At 62.6% G+C, this 22,398-nt stretch carries 19 protein-coding genes; 1 reads left to right on the top strand and 18 read right to left on the bottom strand.

The genetic code is table 11. The annotated features are described in order from the left end of the window. Window positions 1-39: 39 nt before the first annotated feature. The 17 genes from HY962_03530 to HY962_03450 form a co-directional block, all read right to left on the bottom strand. Window positions 40-441: an energy transducer TonB gene (locus HY962_03530; GenBank protein MBI5645979.1), complete on the bottom strand. Its 402-nt coding sequence runs from the start codon at window positions 439-441 to the stop codon at window positions 40-42. A 93-nt stretch (window positions 442-534) separates the two neighbouring features. Beyond that, on the bottom strand, window positions 535-2,187 hold the full coding sequence (locus HY962_03525) for a tetratricopeptide repeat protein (GenBank protein MBI5645978.1): 1,653 nt from the start codon (window positions 2,185-2,187) through the stop codon (window positions 535-537). Window positions 2,188-2,191: 4 nt separating this feature from the next. After that, the gene (locus tag HY962_03520) at window positions 2,192-3,112 is read right to left on the bottom strand and encodes a substrate-binding domain-containing protein (GenBank protein MBI5645977.1); all 921 of its coding nucleotides are present in this window, start codon (window positions 3,110-3,112) and stop codon (window positions 2,192-2,194) included. Then, a complete protein-coding gene (locus HY962_03515) occupies window positions 3,105-3,320 on the bottom strand; it encodes a hypothetical protein (GenBank protein ID MBI5645976.1) in 216 nt (71 codons plus the stop codon). The genes HY962_03520 and HY962_03515 overlap by 8 nt, the downstream gene beginning before the upstream one ends. 203 nt (window positions 3,321-3,523) lie before the next feature. Beyond that, window positions 3,524-4,276 carry a TonB family protein gene (locus tag HY962_03510; protein MBI5645975.1) on the bottom strand — a complete coding sequence of 251 codons (753 nt, stop codon included), beginning with the start codon at window positions 4,274-4,276 and terminating at the stop codon, window positions 3,524-3,526. A gap of 16 nt (window positions 4,277-4,292) precedes the next feature. After that, window positions 4,293-4,790, bottom strand: coding sequence for a biopolymer transporter ExbD (locus HY962_03505; GenBank protein ID MBI5645974.1), 498 nt, complete (start codon window positions 4,788-4,790; stop codon window positions 4,293-4,295). Window positions 4,791-4,800: 10 nt separating this feature from the next. Then, entirely contained in the window at window positions 4,801-5,262 is a 462-nt protein-coding gene (locus tag HY962_03500; GenBank protein MBI5645973.1) for a biopolymer transporter ExbD, read from the bottom strand. Between the two features lie 27 nt (window positions 5,263-5,289). After that, complete coding sequence (locus HY962_03495; protein MBI5645972.1) at window positions 5,290-6,018, bottom strand: MotA/TolQ/ExbB proton channel family protein; 729 nt, start codon at window positions 6,016-6,018, stop codon at window positions 5,290-5,292. 33 nt (window positions 6,019-6,051) lie between these two features. After that, window positions 6,052-6,408: an STAS domain-containing protein gene (locus HY962_03490; GenBank protein MBI5645971.1), complete on the bottom strand. Its 357-nt coding sequence runs from the start codon at window positions 6,406-6,408 to the stop codon at window positions 6,052-6,054. Between the two features lie 288 nt (window positions 6,409-6,696). Further along, a complete protein-coding gene (locus HY962_03485) occupies window positions 6,697-8,022 on the bottom strand; it encodes a sigma-54-dependent Fis family transcriptional regulator (GenBank protein MBI5645970.1) in 1,326 nt (441 codons plus the stop codon). Then, on the bottom strand, window positions 8,019-9,863 hold the full coding sequence (locus HY962_03480; GenBank protein MBI5645969.1) for a HAMP domain-containing protein: 1,845 nt from the start codon (window positions 9,861-9,863) through the stop codon (window positions 8,019-8,021). The genes HY962_03485 and HY962_03480 overlap by 4 nt, the downstream gene beginning before the upstream one ends. Window positions 9,864-9,911: 48 nt before the next feature. Beyond that, window positions 9,912-10,124: a hypothetical protein gene (locus HY962_03475; protein ID MBI5645968.1), complete on the bottom strand. Its 213-nt coding sequence runs from the start codon at window positions 10,122-10,124 to the stop codon at window positions 9,912-9,914. A 46-nt stretch (window positions 10,125-10,170) separates the two neighbouring features. Beyond that, entirely contained in the window at window positions 10,171-10,935 is a 765-nt protein-coding gene (locus HY962_03470) for a glycosyltransferase family 2 protein (GenBank protein ID MBI5645967.1), read from the bottom strand. Continuing rightward, window positions 10,932-12,107, bottom strand: coding sequence for an O-antigen ligase family protein (locus HY962_03465; GenBank protein MBI5645966.1), 1,176 nt, complete (start codon window positions 12,105-12,107; stop codon window positions 10,932-10,934). The genes HY962_03470 and HY962_03465 overlap by 4 nt, the downstream gene beginning before the upstream one ends. Before the next feature lie 12 nt (window positions 12,108-12,119). Then, window positions 12,120-13,943: an ABC transporter ATP-binding protein gene (locus HY962_03460; GenBank protein ID MBI5645965.1), complete on the bottom strand. Its 1,824-nt coding sequence runs from the start codon at window positions 13,941-13,943 to the stop codon at window positions 12,120-12,122. Next, window positions 13,940-14,806: a glycosyltransferase gene (locus tag HY962_03455; protein MBI5645964.1), complete on the bottom strand. Its 867-nt coding sequence runs from the start codon at window positions 14,804-14,806 to the stop codon at window positions 13,940-13,942. The genes HY962_03460 and HY962_03455 overlap by 4 nt, the downstream gene beginning before the upstream one ends. 78 nt (window positions 14,807-14,884) lie before the next feature. Next, on the bottom strand, window positions 14,885-15,562 hold the full coding sequence (locus HY962_03450) for a metal-dependent hydrolase (protein MBI5645963.1): 678 nt from the start codon (window positions 15,560-15,562) through the stop codon (window positions 14,885-14,887). Between the two features lie 319 nt (window positions 15,563-15,881). Between HY962_03450 and gdhA the strand changes: the two genes are divergently transcribed. Continuing rightward, window positions 15,882-17,222 (top strand): NADP-specific glutamate dehydrogenase, encoded by a 1,341-nt coding sequence (gdhA, locus tag HY962_03445; protein MBI5645962.1) that lies wholly within the window; start codon window positions 15,882-15,884, stop codon window positions 17,220-17,222. A gap of 96 nt (window positions 17,223-17,318) precedes the next feature. On the opposite strand, the gene HY962_03440 is transcribed toward gdhA, so the two are convergent. Continuing rightward, window positions 17,319-22,310 (bottom strand): protein kinase, encoded by a 4,992-nt coding sequence (locus HY962_03440; GenBank protein ID MBI5645961.1) that lies wholly within the window; start codon window positions 22,308-22,310, stop codon window positions 17,319-17,321. Window positions 22,311-22,398: the final 88 nt, after the last annotated feature.

Here is a 22,398-nt window from a genome sequence, read left to right as displayed (position 1 = left end):
CCCGCGCCGCGCCACGCGGAAGCTGCGTTCAGCCGCCGCCTACTTCGATCCGTCCTTGTTCAATTTGAACTTGAAGGGAATGGTGACGGTTGCCGCGACGTTTTTCCCGTCCTTGGTGGCGGGAGTGAAGCGCCAGTTTTTCACCGCGGCGCAGGCGGCGTCGTTGAGGACTTCGGCTTCGGTCTTCAACACCGTGGTCGACTGCACGCGGCCCTTCTCGGTGATCACGGCCTGGACGTACACCGTGCCCTCCGTGCCGTCCTTCAACGCCTGCGGCGGATAGGTGGCGGGGGCCTGAATGGTGACGCGCGGCGGTGTATCGAAGTCGGGGGCGCCGGAGGCGGACTTTGACGTATCGGTTTGTGCACGCACCTGTATCGACAGACAAACGAGCAGGCACAGCACCGGAAGGACAATGGCGGTCACGCGGCGTGTGTTCATCACAGGCCTCCAGAATAAATGTGGGCGGTTTTGTGGGAGACGGAAAATAACGCGCCCCCCGGCGTGTCGCTCGGGGGGCTGCGGCGGTCGCGGTTACTTTTCGAGAACCTCGAGGCCCTTCCTCGCCTCCTTGTTCTTGGGATCGAGCAGGAGCACTTTCTTGTACTCCTTCACTGCCTCATCCTTCTTGTTGAGGTTCTGCAGTGTCTGCGCCTTCCACAAGTGGGTCTGCGCATCATCGTCCCTGAGCTGAATCGACTTGTTCAGGTTCTGCAGCGCCTTCTCGTAGGCCTTGTTGATGAGGTTGTACACGCCGATCATCTTGTATGCCTCGGCAAGTTCCATCTTGAACTTCTCAGGATCGGCCGCGCCGAGCGTCAGCACCGTCTCGTACACGGGCACCGCGTTTTTCAGCGAGTCCATCTGCGAGAGGCAGCGGCCGAGATTCAGATGACCGGGCAGGTAGTCGGGCTTCTGCACGGTAACCTGGCGCAGTGCGACACGGGCCTGTTCCCAACGACCGAGCTGCATGCACGACAGACTGTAGTTCAATATCGAACCCGTGGAATTCGGATCGAGCTTGTACCGCTTTTCGAAAGCGTCCGCTGCCAGGTCGAACTTCTTCATGCGCATGTAGCCCGCGCCGATTTCGCCGAGCACGCGGTCCTGCTTCGGGTCGCGCATGATGATGCGTTCGAGCTGCATCACGCCGAGGGAGTCGTTCTTGAGTTCGATGTACGAGCGTCCGTACTGGTACAGTTCGTCGAGCGTGAGTGAATCGAGCTTTTCAAGACGGCCCAGATACCCGATGGCCTTTTCCCAATTCTTCATGTCGTACGAGACGCGCGTCGCGCGACGCAGCGCCTTCACGTTCGAGGGATCGTTGGCGAGCACGCGTTCGGCGACGGCGAGCACCTGCTCGAACTGCCGGCTGAGATAGAGCGCCTCCATGTAGATCGGCAGCATGTCCTTGTCGTCGGGCTTGCGCTCGAGGTGCTTTTTGAACAGCCCCGCGGAACGCTCGTACTGACCCGCCGCGAAGGTGAGCTTCGCGAGGTTGAGGATCGCCGTCTGATTGGTGCTGTCCTGCGAGAGCACACGCTCGTAGGCGAGCGCCGCCTCACCGTAGCGCTTCTCCTTCATGTAGGAGCTGGCGAGCTTGTAGTTCACCTCGGCGTCGAGCGAATCGACGGCGATGATCTGCTCGTACTGCAGCGCGGCCATGGTCGGGATGTTCTGCTGCATGTAGGCATCGCCGAGTCCCTCGACCGCGCGCATGTTTTTCGGATCGTTGTCCTTCGCCCGCGTGAACACGACGACGGCCTGGCTCAGCGAATCCATGGCGAGCAGCACAAAGCCCATCTCGGTCTGCAGCGAGGGATCGTTTTTCTTGTTCTTGAGGCCCGTGCGAAGTGTCGCGTAGGCGTCGGCGTTTTTCTTCTGCAGCACCTGCACGCGGCTCATGACGATGTAGCCCTCGGGCCGTTCGTCGTTGAGATCGATCGCCTGTTTGCCCGCCGTGGCGGCCTCGTCGAGGCGCTCGAGCTGTATGAATGCCCTGCCGAGAATCGACCAGGCGTCGACACTCTTGGGATTGGTGCCGAGATATTTTTGCAGTTCAGGCACTGCTTCGGCCGCGCGACCGACGCGCACGAGATCCGAAAGCCGCTGCAGATCGACCTGCGCGATCGCGGGCAGCGCAATGCAGAACAGCCCGGCGGCAATGATCCAGCGAAGTGCTTTCATGACGTTACTCCTCACGTAGTTGAACCAATCGAACGGGTTGCCTCATGGGAACGAGACCCGCGTTCAAGAATATCTTCTGTCCCGGCGTACTCGCGATGAAGGTGCTGAACCCGGTCGGGAGCCCGACCTTCCGCGAGGAATAATACACGTACACCGGATATTGATAGGGATAGGTTCCCTGGTAAATGTTGGCCTGATGCAGGCGCACGTACGAGATGGTGCTCGTGGCCGAATCGACATGCTCGACCTGGAGCACGCGGAACGGCAGCGACGTGTCGCGCACGGTGGCAACCGACACCACTCCCAGCGCGCGCGGATTGCGCAGCACGAAGTCGAGCACGTCGCGCTGGGTCTTGCCGATATGGGAAAGTTTGGGCAGCGAATCGCCCGGGAAAAACCGCTGGGTCAGCAGCTCGAAGGTGCCAGAGTTGCGGCCCGTCGTCGCGAGAAGGATGCGCCCCCTGCCTTCCGAGTCGGGAATCTCCTTCCAGTCGCGCGCATTGCCCGCGAGGATGTTGCGTATCGACGCGTGTGAAATACGCGTGGCCGGATTGTCGCGATGCACGACAAACGCCAGGGCGTCCTGCGCCACATGCACCTGTTCGATGTCGATGTCGGCGCGCTCGACCACGGCCCGTTCCTCGTCGTTCAGGGCGCGGTCGACGCAGATGAGCCGCACGCTGTCGTTCAGCAGTTGCACGATGGCGTCGCGTGTCGATGTCGTCTGCATACGCAGCGCGGCCTGAGGATACAGGCGCGAGAACTGATCCACCTGCTCGCGCATGATTTCGGACTGCGACTCGCAGGCAAGTATCTGCAGCTTGCCGCTCGTCGGAGTCTCGTCCTTTTTCCGCTCCTCGCAGCCGGCGGCGAATACGAGCACGGCCAGCACTGCGAGCGCCGGAAGAATGCGCGGATTATTCATGGCTGCCTCGGTCCGTCTGGCGGGATTGAAAATAGGTGATGACGGCACGGTAGCCGGCGAGCAGGAACAACACCACGCCGAACATGATGCGGAATTGCGAGGGTACTCCGTCCGGCAGAAGGAAACCCGTGATGATGACCACGGCCGTGGCCGCGGTGATCACCGCGAGGGAGTAACCGAATGTCCTATGGAATCTGCTCTGTGCCATGTTGCTTCACGTATCGAGTCGCAAACACCGTGCCCGGATGGCGCCCGGCCGTATCCGCGTCCACAAGGCCGCTGCGGACGTTTCCGGGGTGTATCAACGCTGCGCTGTCCTGAATCAGGGACGCGGCCTGTCCCCTTTTTGCTCCGGGCCGGGCGCCGTCCCGACGGACGGAACGGCGCCCTTCCTCGGATACATACGCGCGATTACCTGCCCGCGTCCTTGAGACGGAAACGGAACGGAATCGCAACCCACACGTCCACCGGCTTCTTCTGCTGCAACGCGGGTGTGAACACCCACTGCATCGCGGCGTCGATGGCCGACTGATTAAAGACCTCGGAGTCCGTTTTTAGGACCACGGCCTTCTTGACCTTGCCTTCCTTCGTGACCCACACCTTCAGGTACACGGTGCCCTCGAGTTCCGCGCGGAGCGCGATGTCGGGGTACTTGGGCTGCACCTGTTTCACCGGCGTCGGCTCGTTCTCGTAGGCGACAAAGTCCTCGGGCTCGGCGTCGAGCTGCAAGTCCTTCGCGACCGATTCATCGATCTTGAGATCCTGCGTGATCTGGGTGCCGCCCGCGCCCGTGCCGTCGCCCGGTGCGGACATCGCGCCGAGTTCGGCCTGCGTGGCGATGGTCTGTTCCGGACTCACCTCGGCATCGGGCACCGGCACCGGAATACCGATGGTCGGTTTCACGGCCGGACCCGACACCGCGACGGCGGGCGCATCACTCGTCAGCGAGGGCGGAGGACCGAGCTCGCTGTACTTGAGAATGCGCACCGTCATCATGGGTTCGTCTTCGGTGGTCAGCCAGATGGTCAGCCAGTATCCGCTCACGCCGACGATGTGGAACAGCGCGGCGAGAAACAGTGCGAAGGACATGTATTTCTGGTAGTTCCTCTTCAGGTCGACACCGCCGTACGGGCCGGTGTTTATGACAAATGCGTCCTGTGCCATAACCCACACTCCTTCCTTATGCCGTCTTGGCTTTCTTGATCATTTCCTTGTCCTCCGGCAGCATCGGCGCAAGGGTGAAGCGGGTGATGTTCGCGAGGTTCAATTCATCCATGATGTCGACCATCATCGTGTACTTCCCGTCGCGGTCAACCTTGATCAGGGTGATCAGTTTGGGATTCGCGCGGATACGCTCGACGAGAAGGGCGCGCAGATTCTTGAACTCCACCTTTTTCACCTCGTCCGTTCCGGTGTTGAACCAGATGACGCCGTCAGTATCGACACGGAGGGTCAGGAGGTTGGACTCGGCGACTTCGACCTTGGTCTCCGCGTCGGGCGGAAGGTTGATCTCCATCGTCTGAGGTTTGCTGAACACGGTGGTCAGCATGAAGAACGTCAGGAGGAGGAACGCCACGTCCACCATCGGGGTCATATCCACGCGGATATTGATCCGATGTTTTTTCTTTTTACCGCCGCGTTTCGCGGCCGCTGATTCTTTTACTTCGACGTCTGCCATGGCTGTCTCCTCAGGTGCGTTCCAGATCGGTCACGAGGTTGAACCGCGTGATCTTGGTTTTCTGCAGGATGTTCATCACGTCTTCGACGGGACCATACGGGGCTTCCTTGTCACCCTTGATCACAGTGCGCAGCTTGGGATTCGCCATGCGGGCCTGGATCAGGAGGTTCGGGAGATCCTTCACATCGACCTCGGCGCTCAGCGTCTTCACGCCGGCCGGACCGAAGAGTTTTACGCGGACATTCGGCGAGTCCACACCGAGGTGGATTTTGCCGTTTTTCTCAATGGAGATGACCATGACGTCGGTCTCCGGCAGTTTGAAGGCGGAGTGCGACGAGGGCAGGATGAGCTGCACGTCGTCGGGCGCCTTGAACTGCGTAGTGAGCATAAAGAATGTCAGCAGCAGGAACGCCACGTCCACCATGGGCGTCATGTCGATCTTGATGCTGATGCGTTTTTTCTTGCGTACCATTGGGTCCTCACTTGCGCGGAGGCCGCATTATTTCTTGCCGCGGATTGCGAGGGACTGGATGATCGAGTAGCTGGCTTCATCGATCATGTACGTGAAATTGTCGACCTTCGTCGTGAAGAAGTTGTACGCGACGATGCCGGCGATGGCGGCGATAAGGCCACCCGCGGTGTTGATAAGAGCTTCGGAGATACCGATCGAGAGCTGGATCGCGTCCGGGGCGCCTGCATTCGCGAGCGCGCGGAACGAGCGGATCATACCGATGGTGGTGCCGAGCAGACCGACCATGGTTGCGATCGAGGCGATCGTCGACATGGCGACGAGGTTGCGCTCAAGAAGGGGCACTTCGAGCATCATCGCTTCGGAGATCGCACCCTGCACGTCTTCCATCACTTCCTTCTCCTCATGGAGCTTGCCGGCGAGATGGAGCATGTTGTAGCGCTCGAGTCCGGTGCGGAGCACGTTGGCGCAGGAACCGCGCTGCTTGTCGCATGCTTCGATGGCGGCGTCGATGTTGCCGGCGTTGATTTCCGTCTGGACCTTCTTCAGGAAGGCGGTGAGGGAGCCGCGGCCCTGGGCCTTGCGCAGCGAGAACACGCGTTCGAGGATAAACGCGACGACCATGATTGTGAGCGCGATAAGCGCGATGACGAGCGGACCGCCGTCCTTGATGAAATCGGGCAGCGCGAACATGAAGATCAACGTTGCGACGACAAAGGCGAAGATCAGCAGGAGCGTGATAAAGAGTGACTGTTTCATGTGTCTCTACCTCGGATGGTGAAATGGGAGTAGTTATTGAATTTCGACTTCAAAGTTTTTCAATGCGTCGTCACGGGTCTCCTCGACGTCGATGACGCGGGTCAGACTGGTGATCACGAACACGTTTTTGACGCCCTTGTCAAGGCCGCACACCTTCACCTTGCCCGCCGCTTTGGCGTACGCGGTGTGGATGCTCACGACCGCGCCAATACCCGAGCTGTTCAGGTACGTCACGTTCGAGAGATCGAGGATGAGCTTCTTGTTCCCTTGATCGAGGAAATCCTTCGCTTTCTGCTTCAGCTCGTCGGTTTCGTCCCCTCCGATGATCGATCCGCGCGGCTCGAGCACCGCAATCTGAAGATTGTTGAACGTTGTGGATTTGATTGCCATGATGTGGCTCCTCTATAGATGAGTTCGACGTTGAAACTCTGTATCGTCTTGTTCGGGGCTGTGCGGCGCGGGCTGTCGACCCGCTCCACCTGCACCACTTCAAATCTGGGGCCATAAATTCTTGCCTAAATCAGCGAAAAAACGCAGGTTTTTCCGCTTGGAAACGGTCCCATCGTGCAAAATGCAATCCCCTTTCCGGCCGTACTCCCCCATGGCGTCCAGAGCGTTGATATTACAGCGGTTATGGTGCCGTGCAAAATGCAATGGGGGCACACTCCGCGCTGCCGTCTACAATCCGTATTTTTTCCTTTTGCGCCACAGGGTGGCCGGGTCGATACCCAGGATGCGGGCTGCTTCGTCGTAATCGCGCGCGGTGGCGAGTATACGCCGAATGTGCTGCTTCTCCATCTCCTCGAGCGACAGCGGCGCCACCTGGTTCGCGTGCTCCTGGATTTCCGGCGGCAACTGCGTCAGATCGACGAGCCCGTTGACGGCGAGCAGCACCGCGCGCTCGATCACGTGTTCGAGTTCACGGACGTTCCCGCTCCACCGGTACGCGCGCAGGGCGCGCAGCGCGTCGTCCGATACACGAATGGCCTTTTCCGGACCAAAGCGGTTCAGAAAATGCTGGACCAGCAGCGGGATATCCTCGGGGCGCTCGCGCAGCGGCGGCAGTTTGATGCGCACGGCATTCAGGCGGTAGAAGAGATCCTCGCGGATGCTGCCCTCGCTCAGGGCCTGGTCGAGATTGCGGTTTGTCGCGGCGATCACACGCACATCCACGCGGCGCGTTTGATTCGTGCCCACGGGCTCGAACTCGCGGTTCTGCAGGACGCGGAGCAGTTTGACCTGCAGTGCCGTCGACAGCTCGGCGATCTCGTCGAGAAAGATTGTGCCGCCGTCCGCCGCCTCGAAGCGCCCCTCGCGGTCGCGCACCGCCCCGGTGAAGGCGCCGCGCACGTGGCCGAAGAGTTCGCTTTCGAGAAGCTGCTCGGGCAGCGCGGCACAGTTGACACGCACAAAGGGTTTGTCGGCGCGGTTGCCGCGCCGATGGATGTACGAGGCCACAAGTTCCTTGCCCGTGCCGCTCTCGCCCTCGATAAGCACACTCATCGTGCTGTCGGCGACACGCGCGGCGAGGTCGAGCTGCTCGCGCACGCCGCGGCTGCGTGTGATCAGTTCCTCGTCGTCGTTGCGCTGTTCGAGCTGTTCGCGCAGGTCGTGCACCTCCATCGCCAGCCGGTGATGCTCGAGCGTCTTCTGCGCGAAGAGCTGCAGCTCGGCGAGGTCGAACGGTTTCTGCAGGTAGTGGAACGCGCCCTTGCGCACGGCCGCGATGGCGCTGTCGATGCTGCCGTGCGCGGTCATCATCACGACGGTGGTGGTGGGCGAATGTGTCATGATCTCGTCGAGCACCTGCATGCCGTCGATGGGCGCCATCTTGAGATCGACAAACGCGAGGTCGAAACGGCGGATGCGCAGCGCCTCGACGGCGTCCTGCGGCCGCGAGAACTGCACGCAGTCGTAACCGATGGCGTCGAGACTGATGCCGATGGTCTTGAGGATATTCACCTCGTCGTCCACGACGAGCACCAGGGGCCTGTCGGCGCTCATGCTCCCTCCTCCGCGACGGGCAGCGTGAAACAGAAGGTGCTGCCCGCGCCCGGCGTGCTCTCGGCCCAGATGCGTCCGCCGTGATTGTCGACGACCTGCCGCGCGATGGTCAAGCCCAGACCGATGCTGCCGGGCGTCACATCGTCGGGATGCTTGATCTGCACAAACTTGTCGAAGATCGATTCGAGATCCTCGGCCGCAATCCCGCGGCCCTGATCCGCGACGGCCACCAGCACGTGACGCCCCTCGCGGCGGGCGGACACGCGCAGCAGCCCTCCCGCGGGCGAATAGCGCACGCCGTTGCTGAGCAGGTTGACAAACACCCAGCAGAGCTGCTGGAAATCGCCGCGCACGTCGGGCACTGTGTCGTCGATCTCCACACGAACGTCGAGACCCTTCTCGGCGACGGGGTGGCGCAACGGACGCAGCGAATCCTCGACCACACGGCGCAGCGAGACCGGAGCCGCGGCCACACTGCCGCGCGCGGACTCGAGCTTCGAGAGTGCGAGCAGCTCTTCGACCAGTTTTTTCAGGCGTTCGGTGTCGGTCTTTGCACCCTCGAGCAGGTCGGTCTGCCGCTCGTTCAAGGGGCCCAGCAGCCCCTGCTGCAGGATGTCGACGGTCATGGATATCGAGGTCAGCGGCGTGCGGAACTCGTGCGAGACCGCCGCGAGAAAATCGGACTTCATCTGCTGAATCTGTTTGAACCGCGTCACGTCCTGGAACAGGGTCACCACACCCGCCATGGCGCCCCCGCCGCCTTTCACCGCGCGGCGCACGGGACGATAGTACGAGACGTGTCCATCGTGTTCGAGCTGCACAAGGTCCTCGTGCGAGGGATCCCGCTCGGGTTCATGCGGTCCGATATGCCGCGCCCACGACTCGTCGGGCAGCACGTCGGCGAGCGGACGTGTGGTGACGTCGGTCCCCGCATCTAGCAGGGCCAGCGCGCGCGCCGCATGGTTCATGCGCAGCACCGCGCCCGCCTCGTTTGTCACGATGATCGGATCGCTGATGCTCTCGAGTATCGCCTCGCCGCGTGTCTTCTCGGAGATGATCGCGTTGATGTTGAGCTGTTCGAAGGCGCGAAGCCGCTCGGTCATTTTATTGAATTCGACGCTCAACACGCCGATCTCGTCGTTCGAGCTGACGTCGATTTTTTGATCGAGGCGTCCGCTGCCTATCGCGCGGACGGAATTGGTGAGCCGCAGCAGCGGCCGCACGACGGTGCGTGTGGTTGACAGCGCGGCGATCAGGCTCAGCGCGAGGTTGATGGCCGCGGCGCCGATGATGATAAACGCCGACTGTTTGGCGCTTTCCTCGGCTTCGCGGTTCGCGCGCACGATCGCGTTTTGGGATTGATCGAGCACGTGGAACGACAGTTCCTTGAGCCGCTCCGCCAGCGGTCGTATCACAAAGAATTGAAAGTCGCGCAGCAGAGCCATCGGGCGGTGCGCCTCGATCATCACCTGCAGCGAATCGACGGTGCCCAGATAGTCGCGGTACGTGGCAAAGAGACTGTCGAGCGTGGGCCTGTCGGTCTCGACACTCGAGCGATACGCGCGGTCGTACCACGCCAGGAAGCGGTCGCGGTTCTCGTTGAGCATCATGCGGCCCATGTCCACGTCCTGCACGAGCATCGTGAAATGCGCGCTCTCGTGAAGCTGCACCGCCTTCACCATGTTTTCGGCCGCGATGAGCGCGCCGTAGCGCGTGCGTGTCACACGCTCCATCTCGTCGCGCAGCGCCTGCACGTTCACGAGCACAAGCACTCCGGTCGCGATGCTGATGCCCACGATCACAAAAAATCCCAGGCCGATCTTGATTCGCAGACTTCTCATGACACGGCAAGGTAGCGCTTTCGCGGACCAGCGGGAAATGCCCCGCTCTCAGCGCGTCTCGCCCCCGAACAGGCAGCGCGCGTGTTTGTTGTTGTACCGCATCGCCGCCTTGCACCAGACGCCCACATCGCGCCTGCAGGCGCCCACGGCGGAGGGATCGCCGAAGGCGGCGTACTGGCAGGAAAAATCACAATGGGGCGGAATCGCCTCGGCGTTTGGAAACGGCGGACGGAGGACGCGAGGATCTTTCTCGTTGGACATCGGAGCGGTGTGTCTGATATTTTCTGTGAGTGCCCGGCCCGCGGAGTCATGACCCTGTCCCGGCGTCACGCTGCGACTGCCAGGCCTTGGCGTACTTGGTGAGAACATAGGCGGCGGACAGGCGCGAGAGCAGATAGCCGTGTGTGCCGTCCAGAAAACCGCCGCGCAGCACGTACATTTTCACAAAGATGGCCCAGGGCCGAAGGAGCAGGTCCCGCGCGCGCACGCGGCGGCCGGCCTCCACAAGCTCTTGCGCGGCGAGTGAGGTGTAACGGTTGAGTTTCTCGAAATAGTGCTCGAGATCGTCGTCGGTGAAGTGCAGCAAGTCGTTGCGCAGTGTGCCGATAGGACCGTCCACCTCGAGATGCTCGTGCACGGCCGAGCTGCTGAAGCGCGCGTGTGATTTCCGGAACAGGCGGGTCACATGGCCGGGATACCAGCCGCAGTGGCGTATCCATTTCCCGAGGAAATACGCGCGGCGCGCAACACGGAATGCGGTCTCGGGAGGTGATGTTGCGAGCACCGTGTCAATCTCGCGCGCGAGTTCGGGCAGCACGCGCTCGTCGGCGTCGAGCCACAGCACCCATTCGTGTGAGGCGTGCTGCAAAGCGGCGGACTTCATTCCCGCGTAACCCAGCCACGGGCGCACATACACGTCGGCGCCGCTCTTCCGAGCCAGTTCGGCGGTCGCGTCGGTGCTGCGGTCGTCGACAACCACTATCACTTGCGCGGCCCAGGCGACACTTTCCAGGCATGCGGCAATATTGCGCTCCTCGTCCCTCGCGATCACAATTACCGACACAGGGTTCATGCGGCCTCCGAGGATGTGGTGCGCGCGTCGGCATCAAGAGGCGGCGCGGCTGCCGCGGCGATGGCGAGCACGGTGAAAAACAGCAGCGAGAGCAGCACGTCGAATATTCCACCGGCGAGCAAATAGGCGGCAATGGCTGCGGCGCTGCCGAGCAGCACGTCGCGTGTGTGTCCGTCGCGGGTCCGCCTCCACGCCCGCACAAAACCAACGAACGCCGCGGCGTACAATGCGAGCATCGCGGCGAGGGCCATGGCGCCGCTGTCCATATAGGCCTGAATCGCGTCGTTGTGCCAGCTTCCCACACCCTTGTCGGCCAGATCGTCGAAGCGCGGGAATATGCTGCGGAAGCTGCGCGGCCCGTAGCCGGTCAGGGGTCTGTCGCCCGCCATATCCCACGCGGTGGACCATAAAACCTCGCGGCCCGACATCGCGCCCGGAGCCATCGACCGTTCCCCCGCCTGCCGCAGGAAATCAGGGCTGGCGAAATACAAGCCGGCCGCAAGCGCCACAAAGACCAGCGCCATCCACGGCGAACGCCGCAGCGAAAATCCGAGCACCGCCACACCCGCGAGGGCCATGTGTATACGGTTCTGCGTGAAGACAATGCCCGCGAACATCAGTCCGCTCGAAATCCACCACAGCGCCGGGTGCGGCAGCAGGCGTTTTGACGGTCCGACGGCGAGCAGCAGCAGCAACACCACCAGCAGGAACATACCCAGTGTGTAGTACCCCGAGGTGGTGGAGGTGATGCGCGTGGCTTCGACGAAGATGTATCTCGCGAGACCGACCAGCGCCGCGACCGCGCCTGCAGCGGTCAGGATGCGCAGAAGGAGAATGCTGCGCGCTTCCGTCCTGGATGCAAGCACCGAATACACGGCGAAGAAAAAAATCCCGAACACCGTTTCGGTGTAGAGCAGCCGCACACTCTCGTCCGGCACAACGGAAAAGACGATGCTCGCGGCACGCGTCAGGTACAGCGCGGTGAAGGGCACCACAAGCATTCGTGGCGGATACGTGACACGGCCGCGCGCCGCAAGGCCGATCCAGAGCAGCACCGACAGCGAGGCGCCCGCCTGACTCAACGCCGTGGAGAAGATGAGCGTGGCGAGGGTGGCCGCGACGCAGATCCACAGCGCCGCTTCAAGTTTCCTGTCGAGTGTCCCGAGCACCATCGCGCCGTCCGCTTAGACGAGGAACTGCAGTTCGTACAACCGCCGGTACATGCCGCCCGCGCGCTCCATCAATTCGGCATGTGATCCGCTTTCGACCACCTTCCCCGCGTCGATCACGTAGATCACATCGGCGCGCTGCACGGTGGACAGCCGGTGCGCAATCACTATCGAGGTGCGTCCCGCCATCAGGTGTTCTATCGCCTCCTGCACGAGCACCTCCGACTCGGTGTCGAGCGACGAGGTGGCCTCGTCCAGGATCAGGATCGGCGGATTTTTCAGTATCGCGCGCGCGATGGAAATGCGCTGGCGCTGACCGCCGGAGAGTTTCACGCCGCGATCGCCGATCACAGTCTCGTAGCCCTCGGCCGACTCGATGATGAACTGATGCGCGTTCGCCGCGCGCGCCGCCGCCACGACATCGTCGAGTGTCGCGTCGGGCATGCCGTAGGCGATGTTCTCGCGGATGGTGGTGTTGAAGAGAAAGGTCTCCTGCGTGACGATGCCCATCAGGCCGCGCAGGGATGAGACGGTGACGTCGCGGATGTCACGGCCGTCGATCAGGATGCGCCCGCCCGTGATGTCGTGGAAACGCGGCACCAGATCGACCAGGGTGCTCTTGCCCGCGCCGCTCGGTCCGACGACGGCGACGGTCTGACCCGCGCGTATCTCGAGTGTCACCCCTGCGAGCACTTCGTCGCCCGTGTCGTAGCGGAAACGCACGTCCTGAAATTCGATGCTCCCCGTGAAGCGCTCGATGGCGGTGGCGCCGGGCGCATCGACGATGCGCGGCGGAATGTCGAGCACGGCAAACACTCGCTGCGCGCCCGCGAGACCCTGCGACAGACTGCTGATCATCTGCCCGAAAAATTTCAGCGGTTGCATCATCTGCAGCATCGCAAAAATGTAGGCCACAAACACGCCGCTGGTCATGCCTCCCCTGCCCTTCAGAATCGATTCGCCCAGGAACCACAGTATGATCACCACGACCAGCACGCTGATGGTCTCGGTGATGGGCGAGGTCAGTTCGCTGCGGCGCAGTATGCCCACGTAGGTGCGGTAGTAATTCTGATTGTGCACGCGGAAGCGTTCGGTTTCGAGCTTCTCGGTGCGGAAGGCCTTGATGATGCGCATGCTCGTGAGCGCCTCGTCGAGAGCGGCGGTGATGTCGGCCATGGCCGTCTGTAGACGCCCGCTTTCACGGCGCAGTTTCTCCGCGATTTTTGCGAGGATGAATCCCGTCACGGGCAGCATCACGAGCACGAGCAGCGTGAGCTTCCAGTCGATGACAAACAGAATGATCGTGTAGGTGATGATCTGCGGCGGATCGCGGAACACGCTGTTCACGACGGCGATGGCCGAGTCGTTCACCATCTTCACATCGTTGACGATGCGCGACACGAGCACGCCCTTGCGCTCCTCCGAAAAATAGCTGAGCGACAGCTTCGTCAGATGTTCGAAGAGCTGCTGCCGCAGGTCGCGCACGATGCCGTGCTCGGCCGGCCCCATGAACCAGGTCTGCAGATAATGGAAGATGTTCTTGAGCACGAAACTCAGAACGATAAGACCGCACAGATATTTCAGGGCCGTGACCGGATCGCTCGAAGCCAGCAGATTGCTCAGGCCAGTCAGCGCCCATTCACGGAAGGTGTCGAGCGACAGCGCGGGCATGGGACGCACCACGGGCGCCGAGCGGTCGAAGAGCACATTGATGAAGGGGATGATCAGCACCACCGTCGCCATGTTGAACACGACGAAGAGGAACATCGAGAGCGAGGCAAGCGAAAGGTTGCGCTTGTACGGCTTCAGATAGCGGACGATGCGGACGACGTTTTTCACGCCTGCTCCTCCGCGCGCGCCGCGTGGACACGGCGTTCGGCGAGCCCGTGTTCACATACGGCGCGCGCCTCTGCGCGCACGCGGGCGAAACGCGCGATCGACTGTTCCGACATCACGCCGCGCGGATGCCAGAGGTGGTATTGGATCGCGCGATGGCGCACCACACGCGGTGCGACACCCGCGAGGCCGAGTCGGTACTCGACGTCGGAGTCCTCGCCGCAGCCGGGTCCGGCATACTCTTCGTCGAAGCCGTTGATGGACTCGAGATCTTCTTTCCAGAGCGAGAAATTGCTGCCGAGCATGCCGCGCGCACCGCGATGCGCGAGCCGCGCGAGCAGAGGCAGGCGCAGGCCGTCTTCGAGACGCAACGCGCGGCCGCGGACTCCCTCCCACAGTGCCGCCGGTCCGATGCGCTGATACGCGCCGCTGCGTATTGTGTCGAGGGTGATACGCGCTGTCCACGAGGGACTCAGTTCCACGCGCCGTCCGCAGACGACGGTGCGGTGTGCGCTCGCGGCGGCATGATCCTCGAAAAAGCGGCGGTGCGGCACGCAGTCGCCGTCGATGAACACGAGATAGTCGCGCGCCGCCGCACGCACGGCGTCGTTGAGGATGCGATTTTTGCGCCAGCCCAGATCGTCGTGGCGTACGTGGGTGATGTCGAGCATATATTGATTGCGGGCGTCGTATACTGTTTCCGCAATTGCGGGTCCGGATCCATCGTCCGCGATGACGATCTGCGCGGGCTTCAGGGTCTGCAACGCGCAGGCGGCGAGCACGAGACGCAGAGCGTCGGGCCTGTTGTACACCGCGACGATCAGCGACAGCGACTGCGCCGTCTTTTCCCCGCGTCCGCCGCTCACGGATACGCCGCTATGGTGTGTTGAAGAAACATCCTTCCAATCTAGCGGATTTGTGCGGCGCGGCAAAACGGCGCCGCGTCACAGTTCGATCGTCTCTCCGTACTCGAGTACGCGGGCGTCGATGCCCTCCTCCTTCGCGCGCGAGGCGAAGAGATGCGGATCGGCGCTGATCACCGGGAAGGTGTTGTAGTGCATCGGTATGGCCAGGCGCGGACGCACGAACTCGGCCGCAACAAGCGCGTCGTCGATGCCCATCGTGAAGTTGTCGCCGATCGGCAGCAGCATCACGTCCACTGCGTCGCGCTTGCCGATGAGCTGCATGTCGAGAAAAAGACCTGTGTCTCCGGTATGATACACCGTGCGTCCGCCGATGCTGAGCACCACACCCGCGGGTTCGCCCATGTAGCGGCCGTCCGGCGCTCCCGAACCGTGATGCGCGATGGTGAATTTGACCCGGCCGAAGGGGAAGGTATACGCGCCGCCGATGTGCATGTTGTGCGCGCTGCACCCCTCCTCCGCCGCAAAATTCGCCAGCTCGTTCACCGCGATCACCGTCGCTCCGTCGCGTTTGGCGATGGCGAAGCCGTCACCGATGTGATCGCCGTGCCCGTGTGTCAGCACAATAAAATCGGCTCTCACATCCTCGGCGCGCACGGGACAGGTCGGATTGCCGGTGAAGAACGGATCGATCAGCACGGTGTATTTCCCGTCGGAAAGCGCGAAGGACGAATGGCTGAAATAGCGCAGGGTGGGCATACGATCTCCTGAATTGTATGAGGTGAAAATTTCGTCCATACGCGGCAGAGTTACAAACTGCCACGCGGCATACCGCCGTATATCACACAGGATATTTGCGCGAAAAATCGCACTATTTACCAGGACTGGAGGAAATATCCTGAGCACGCGCAACACGACAACGCCGTATTACCCCGTCAGCAGACGATCCCGCGCCCGTTTCGGGAATTATTTCACGACTTACTTTGTTTTTCACGACGGTTTCTGCTACATTTGTACGATGGATTGAACACGATCTATCCGATACGTCCCACCTCATTCAACAACCTCAAGGACATCCATGTCGACCTTTGTCAATGACTTCATGGCCGAAGTCAGAGCGAAAAACCCGAACGAAGCGGAATTCCACCAGGCAGTTCAGGAAGTCGTCGAATCCTTGGTCCCCGTATTGGACCAGCACCCCGAGTACCGCAAAGCGAAGATCATCGATCGAATGGTCGAGCCCGAGCGTCAGATCATGTTTCGAGTGCCCTGGGTGGCCGACAACGGCGAAGTACGCGTCAATCGCGGCTACCGCATCGAATTCAACAGCGCCATCGGTCCGTACAAAGGCGGTCTGCGTTTCCACCCGAGTGTTACGCTCAGCATTCTGAAATTCCTCGGCTTCGAGCAGATCTTCAAGAACAGTCTCACGACGCTTCCTATGGGCGGCGGCAAGGGCGGTTCGGATTTTGATCCGAAGTTCAAATCGAAAAATGAAATCATGCGTTTCTGTCAGAGCTTCATGACCGAGCTCTACCGTCACATCGGCGCAAACACCGACGTGCCCGCGGGCGACATCGGTGTGGGCGGCCAGGAAATCGGCTTCATGTTCGGGCAGTACAAGCGCATCCGCAACGTGTACGAAGGCGTGTTGACCGGCAAGGGCATCACGTGGGGCGGCAGCCTCATCCGTCCGGAAGCGACCGGTTTCGGCGTTGTGTACTTCGCCGACGAAATGCTGAAGTCGCAGGGCAAGTCGTTCGAAGGCAAAACGGTCGCGGTCTCCGGTTTCGGCAACGTGGCCTGGGGCGCGGCGATCAAGGCCGGCGAACTCGGCGCGAAGGTCGTGACCCTCTCCGGTCCCGACGGCTACATCTTCGATCCCGACGGAGTGAAGGGCGAGAAGATCGACTACATGCTCGAACTGCGCGCGTCAAATCAGGACATCGTGCAGCCGTACGCCGAGCGTTTCGGTGTGGAATTTGTCGCCGGCAAGCGTCCGTGGGAAGTGAAATGCGACATCGCACTCCCCTGCGCCACGCAGAACGAACTCGATGAGAACGATGCCAGGACGCTTCTTGCAAACGGCTGCTACTGCGTGTGTGAAGGCGCGAACATGCCCACCACACCCGACGGCGCGAAGGTGTTCCTGGATGCCGGCATTCTGTACGGTCCGGCGAAGGCGGCAAACGCGGGCGGTGTTGCGACCTCGGGTCTCGAGATGACGCAGAACTCCATCCGCATGACCTGGTCGGCGGAAGAAGTGGACCGTCACCTGCACCAGATCATGATCAACATCCACAAGGCCTGCATCGACGCAGCAGCGCGATACGGCACGCCGGGCAACTACGTGAACGGCGCGAACATCGCGGGCTTCGTGAAGGTTGCCGACGCCATGATGGCGCAGGGCATCGTGTAAGCCGCGAACCATTCGTGTTGGATACCGCATCGGCCGGTCCGGAATTTCCGGACCGGCCGATCTTCATTTGGGCCTCTCCCCCGCCTTCCCGCGCGCTCAGCGGCGCGTGATCCAGATCTCGACCCGTCTGTTGCGGTCGCGGCCGCCCGCCGCGTCGTCCCGCGCCACAGCGCGCAACGTTCCGTATCCCTCGGCGGCTGCGGCGTCCACGCCGAGTTCCTTCAGACGGCCCGCGGCTTTCCGGGCAAGCGTCTCCGAGGCGAGCTTTTCCGTCTCCGCCGCGCTCATCGCGTCGGAGAATCCGAAGAGCAGAATCGATTCACCGGGATGCGACCGGACGTAGGCCGCAAGGCGCTCGATGTCGCCGCGCGCCAGCGCGTCGAAATCCGACGCGCCGGGACGCAGGCGCAGATCGGCTCCAAGCCGCCGCGCGCCACGTGTCGCATCCGCGAAGGCGCCCTTCACGGCGCGGCCGTTGTCCGGCACTTCGCGCAGACGCAGATCGATGAAACCTCTCGCCGCGGCCAGTTCCTGCACCGCGTCACCCGCGAGGAAACGCTGGAACCGATCGGCGGTCTCGGAACGCGCACCCGTATGCCTGTACGCGCTGAGCGAGGCGGCGAGCGGATAGAGTCCGAGCCGCACACGTGCCGGATCGGGAGCGACCGGCTCCAAACCAAAGCCGCCGACGGCGAGGATCCTGGCGCGCGCGGCATCCTTGATACGGACGATACCGATGGCTCCCGGCTGCGCAAGCACCGCATCGAGCACCGCGGCGTCGCCATTCACACGTGTGCCCGCGGCATCACCCCACTCGGGGAACAGCGCCGCGATGGCCTGGCCGGTGAATGTGCCGCGCTCCGGCAGATAGAGTGTCACAGGGCCGCGCTTCGCGCGGAGATCTGACCAGTCCCGCACATCGCCCTTTGCGATGGCGGTTAATTGTCCGGCGTCGATGGCGTCGATCTTCTGTGCGGGATGCACCACAACGGCAAGGGCATCGAGTCCGAGTACGGTCTGGTAGTCGAACAGTTCCGGCGTGGCCGCGACCAGCCGCGCGTCGCCGGACGAGAGTCCGCCCGCAAACAGGAAGTCGATATCGGATCCGTTTGTCTGATAAAATGCATCGTCCGCCAGCGCGAGCACATCGACGGCAAACACCGAGTCGGCCGCGCCCGCGCCTTCCAGATGCAGCGAGCCGTCGTCGTTTGTCGCCGACCGCGGGGCAGGCACTCCGCGTTCCGTCAGCCACGCGCGGGCGATGGCTTCCGCGAGGTCGCGCTGATCGGCGGTGGCGCCGAGGCGCACGACCTGTCTCGAATCCATCAACACATCGCGTTCGCCGTACAAGAAAAATCCGATGACGGCCACGGTCACCAGCGTGATGGCGATCTTGATACCGCGCTGCCAGTTCCGCGAGTCGAAGGGGCTGGGCGGAAGCGGCGTGTCGTCGGCAAGCAGCGTCTGGCGCTCGCGTCGCTGTTCGTCGTTCGGCGCCTCGCTGCGCGCCTTCCTGCGTCGCGGCTCTTCGACCTTCGCAGCCGCTTCTTCCGCCTGCATCGCGTGCAGTTCGGCCGGAGCAAAGGGCGCCGTGGTCGCGGGCAGTCCGGGTACAATCGCGGTGGACCGCTGTATCTGGTCGAGCAGCGCCTGCATGCCGGCATCCGTCCCTGACGGTGGCGGCGGACCCGGAGGTTCGTGACCATGTCCGTTTGTATGGACGGGCACCTCGACCGGCGCGAGTGTGGCGAGTTTCACATCGAGTTCGCGCTGCACCTCGCCGCGGAGCTGCGCCTCCAATTCCTCGCGCAGCCGCGCCGTGTCGCGCTGCATGGAGGCGACCAGATCCTCGGGCAGCGCGCCTGTTGCGAGAGGCGAGGCCGAGCGGACCTCCTCGAGTTTCGCGCGGCGCAGGGATTCGTCGCGCAGCCGGGCCTCGAGTTCCTCGCGAATGCGCTGTTCGGTCTCCGCGATAGCCGCCCGCAATTCCTCCTCCCGCCGCGCACGTTCGGTCTCCTCCCGCGCAAGACGTTCGGTTTCGCGCGCCAGGCGTTCCGCCTCGGCCTTGGCCCGCCGGGCCTCCTGCGCAAGACGTTCCTTCTCCGCCGCTTCACGCGCGACGAGTTCCGCATGTTCCTTCTCGCGCTGCTGTGCCTCGCGCAGGGCCCGCTCCTCGGTCTCGTTGCGCACGCGGCTCAGTTCCGCCGAGAAGCGCTGTTCCAGTTCCGACCGGATCGATTGCTCGATCTCCTCGCGGAGACGTCGCGCCTGCTCCTCGCCCGCGCGGCGTTCCTCGTCCTCGCGTTGCCGCCTTTCGGCCTCCTCGCGGACGCGCCGTTCACGCTCCTCCGCGTCACGTTTTTCCAATTCCGCGCGCAGCCGGCGTTCCGTCTCCTCCCGCGCAATTCTCTCGGCCTCCTCACGCGCGCGGCGTTCAATTTCCTCGCGCATGAGCCGCTCGGCTTCCTCTCTTGCCTTCTTCTCGGCCTCTTCGCGCACACGTTTCTCGGCTTCCTCACGCGCCCACCGCTCGGCCTCTTCGCGCGCCTTGCGCTCGGCTTCTTCATGCGCCTTGCGTTCGGCTTCTTCACGCGCCTTGCGTTCGGTTTCTTCGCGTGCCGCGCGTTCGGTTTCTTCGCGCGCCTTGCGCTCGGCTTCTTCACGCGCTTTGCGTTCGGCCTCTTCACGCGCTTTGCGTTCGGCCTCGTCGCGGAGCAGGCGTTCCGTCTCCTCGTGCAGACGTTTTTCCATTTCCACCCGCGCGCGCGCCTCCGCTTCCTCGCGGAGTTTCTTCTCCATCTCTTCACGAATACGACGTTCCGTCTCTTCACGCAGGCGCCTGTCGGCTTCCTCGCGAACGTGCATGGACTCGGCCTCCCGTGCGCGTCGTTCCGCCTCCGCCTTTTCCAGGCGCGCCAGTTCCTCGCGCGCCCGGCGCATGGCCGACTGGGCCTCGTTGCGTTCTTCCGCTTCCCTTGCCGTGCGTGCCGCTTCTTCCTGCACACGCGTCTCCGCGGCCTCACGCTCCGCACGCTCGGCGTCCTCACGTGCCCGCCGTTCAGCACGTTCCCGCTCTTGACGCTCGGCGTCTTCGCGCGCTTGTCGTTCCGCTTCTTCGCGCGCTTGTCGTTCGGCCTCTTCGCGCGCCTGTCGTTCCGCTTCTTCGCGCGCCTGGCGTTCCGCTTCTTCGCGCGCTAGTCGTTCCGCTTCTTCACGCGCCTTGCGATCCGCTTCTTCGCGCGCCTGGCGTTCCGCTTCTTCACGCGCTTGACGTTCCGCTTCTTCACGCGCTTGACGTTCCGCTTCTTCGCGCGCCTGGCGTTCCGCATCTTCGCGCGCCTGGCGTTCCGCATCTTCGCGCGCCCGTCGTTCGGCCTCTTCGCGCGCTTGTCGTTCACCCTCTTCGCGCGCCTGTCGTTCCGCTTCTTCGCGCGCCCGTTGTTCCGCTTCTTCACGCGCCCGTCGTTCCGCTTCTTCGCGGGCCTGGCGTTCCGCTTCTTCACGTGCGTGACGTTCCGCTTCTTCGCGGGCCTGTCGTTCCGCTTCTTCGCGGGCCTGTCGTTCCGCTTCTTCGCGGGCTTTGCGTTCGGCCTCGTCGCGCAGGCGCTGCTGTTCTTCCGCGAGGTGTTTGCGTTCCGCCTCGGCGCGTGCGCGCTGTTCCGCGAGTTCCTGCGAAAGACGCTCCGCTTCCTGCAGTTGCGTTTCGGCGGCGCTGCGAATGCGCGAGAGTTCCTCCTGCAGCTTCGAGTCGAGTTCCTTCTTCAACTGCTCTTCAAACGCGCGGCGCTGCTGCCGTTCCGATTCCTCCCGTGCCTTGCGTTCGGCCTCCTCGCGTGCCCGCCGTTCCTTCTCCTCGCGCGCGCGGCGTTCGGCCTCCTCGCGCAGGGCGCGTTCCGTTTCCTGGCGGACCTTCTTCTCGGTCTCCTCGCGTATCGCGCGTTCAGTCGCTTCGCGGAGCTTGCGCTCGGCCTCCTCGCGCGCCTTCTGTTCCTGCTCGCTCCGGGCGGCTTCCTCGCGCGCGCGCTGTTCCTTCTCGGCGGCGACGTCCGCCGCGGCCCCTGGAACGTAGTCCGCCAGCGTCTTCTGCGGCTTTGACTTCGCGGCCTTTTTCTCGCCCGCCTCGCGTATGCGCCTGTCGACATCCTCCTTCGACTTGCGCTGCAATTCGGTCTGTTTCTTGATTTCCTCCGCGCGACGGGCCTTGGCTTCCTCGGCCTCCTTCTCCTTCCGCGCCTTCTCCGCGCGCGCGGCACGTAGTTCCTCCGGACTCAGTGGCGTGAACGACAACGCCCACTTCTCGAGTTCCGCCGCGGTGGGACGCTTGTCGGGATTACGTTGCAGACACGACTGCACAATCTCGATAAACTCATCCGAAAAGCTCAGATCGAGGTACTTCCGCGGCTCCTGCTCCTCGAGAATCGGTTTGCCGCCCTGTCCGTCGAAAGGCACCTTGCCCATCGCCATCTCCACCAGCACCACACCGACGGAGAAAATGTCGTCGGGCGGATTCGCGGAACGCGAGATGAATCTCTCGGGTGAGGCGTATGCGATGTGGAATATCTTGTTCGGACCCACTTCATGCGACAGCGTGTTGTGCAGGATACGGCTGATGCCAAAATCGCCGAGAAGGAACACGCCCCCCTCTCCGAGAAAAATATTTTCGGGCGCAATATCCTGATGCACGAAGTTGTTTTTGTGCAGGACTGCGAGTCCCGAGGCGATCTGTGCAAGGAAGGGTACGATCTGTTTTTCACCCACGCGGCCGCCCGCGGGCGACCGCTGGAGCTGGCCTCGCAGCGAACCTTTTTCCATATAGGGAAGAACCAGATACGGAACACTGCCGGAGGCGGCAAAACTCGCGGGCATGAGCAGATTCGTGTGCTTCAGCGACATCGAGAGAAATTCGTTTGTCAGAAGCTGCACGATGACCGGATCGAGTTCCTTGTCTGATTCGAAGAGCTTCAGCGCAAACACCGCATTGCTCTTTTTCGCGTCCTCCACGCGCCAGACTTGCGTGCGATTCCCTCCCGGGATCCTCTCGAGGAGCCGGAAACGATTCGCGAACAATGATCCCGCCTTGATATCCATGAGTTCTCAGCTATTCACCGTGTTCATATCCTGATTGAAGATAGTGCCCGCGCAAGGTCCGGACAGGCCCAAATCACAGTCTCGTTGC

The organism is Ignavibacteriota bacterium (assembly GCA_016218045.1).
In the GTDB taxonomy this organism is placed as follows: Bacteria; Bacteroidota; Ignavibacteria; order SZUA-365; family SZUA-365; genus JACRFB01.
This window is presented reverse-complemented; position numbering and strand designations above follow the sequence as displayed.

Coding starts and splice junctions, on each gene's coding strand:
- HY962_03465 (MBI5645966.1), bottom strand. CDS start 12,107: ATGGTGCTCGGGACACTCGACAGGAAACTTGAAGCGGCGCTGTGGATC.
- HY962_03500 (MBI5645973.1), bottom strand. CDS start 5,262: ATGGTACGCAAGAAAAAACGCATCAGCATCAAGATCGACATGACGCCC.
- HY962_03510 (MBI5645975.1), bottom strand. CDS start 4,276: ATGGCACAGGACGCATTTGTCATAAACACCGGCCCGTACGGCGGTGTC.
- HY962_03450 (MBI5645963.1), bottom strand. CDS start 15,562: ATGCCCACCCTGCGCTATTTCAGCCATTCGTCCTTCGCGCTTTCCGAC.
- HY962_03480 (MBI5645969.1), bottom strand. CDS start 9,863: ATGAGAAGTCTGCGAATCAAGATCGGCCTGGGATTTTTTGTGATCGTG.
- gdhA (MBI5645962.1), top strand. CDS start 15,882: ATGTCGACCTTTGTCAATGACTTCATGGCCGAAGTCAGAGCGAAAAAC.
- HY962_03440 (MBI5645961.1), bottom strand. CDS start 22,310: ATGGATATCAAGGCGGGATCATTGTTCGCGAATCGTTTCCGGCTCCTC.
- HY962_03490 (MBI5645971.1), bottom strand. CDS start 6,408: ATGGCAATCAAATCCACAACGTTCAACAATCTTCAGATTGCGGTGCTC.
- HY962_03530 (MBI5645979.1), bottom strand. CDS start 441: ATGAACACACGCCGCGTGACCGCCATTGTCCTTCCGGTGCTGTGCCTG.
- HY962_03525 (MBI5645978.1), bottom strand. CDS start 2,187: ATGAAAGCACTTCGCTGGATCATTGCCGCCGGGCTGTTCTGCATTGCG.
- HY962_03520 (MBI5645977.1), bottom strand. CDS start 3,112: ATGAATAATCCGCGCATTCTTCCGGCGCTCGCAGTGCTGGCCGTGCTC.
- HY962_03485 (MBI5645970.1), bottom strand. CDS start 8,022: ATGAGCGCCGACAGGCCCCTGGTGCTCGTCGTGGACGACGAGGTGAAT.
- HY962_03475 (MBI5645968.1), bottom strand. CDS start 10,124: ATGTCCAACGAGAAAGATCCTCGCGTCCTCCGTCCGCCGTTTCCAAAC.
- HY962_03515 (MBI5645976.1), bottom strand. CDS start 3,320: ATGGCACAGAGCAGATTCCATAGGACATTCGGTTACTCCCTCGCGGTG.
- HY962_03505 (MBI5645974.1), bottom strand. CDS start 4,790: ATGGCAGACGTCGAAGTAAAAGAATCAGCGGCCGCGAAACGCGGCGGT.
- HY962_03470 (MBI5645967.1), bottom strand. CDS start 10,935: ATGAACCCTGTGTCGGTAATTGTGATCGCGAGGGACGAGGAGCGCAAT.
- HY962_03495 (MBI5645972.1), bottom strand. CDS start 6,018: ATGAAACAGTCACTCTTTATCACGCTCCTGCTGATCTTCGCCTTTGTC.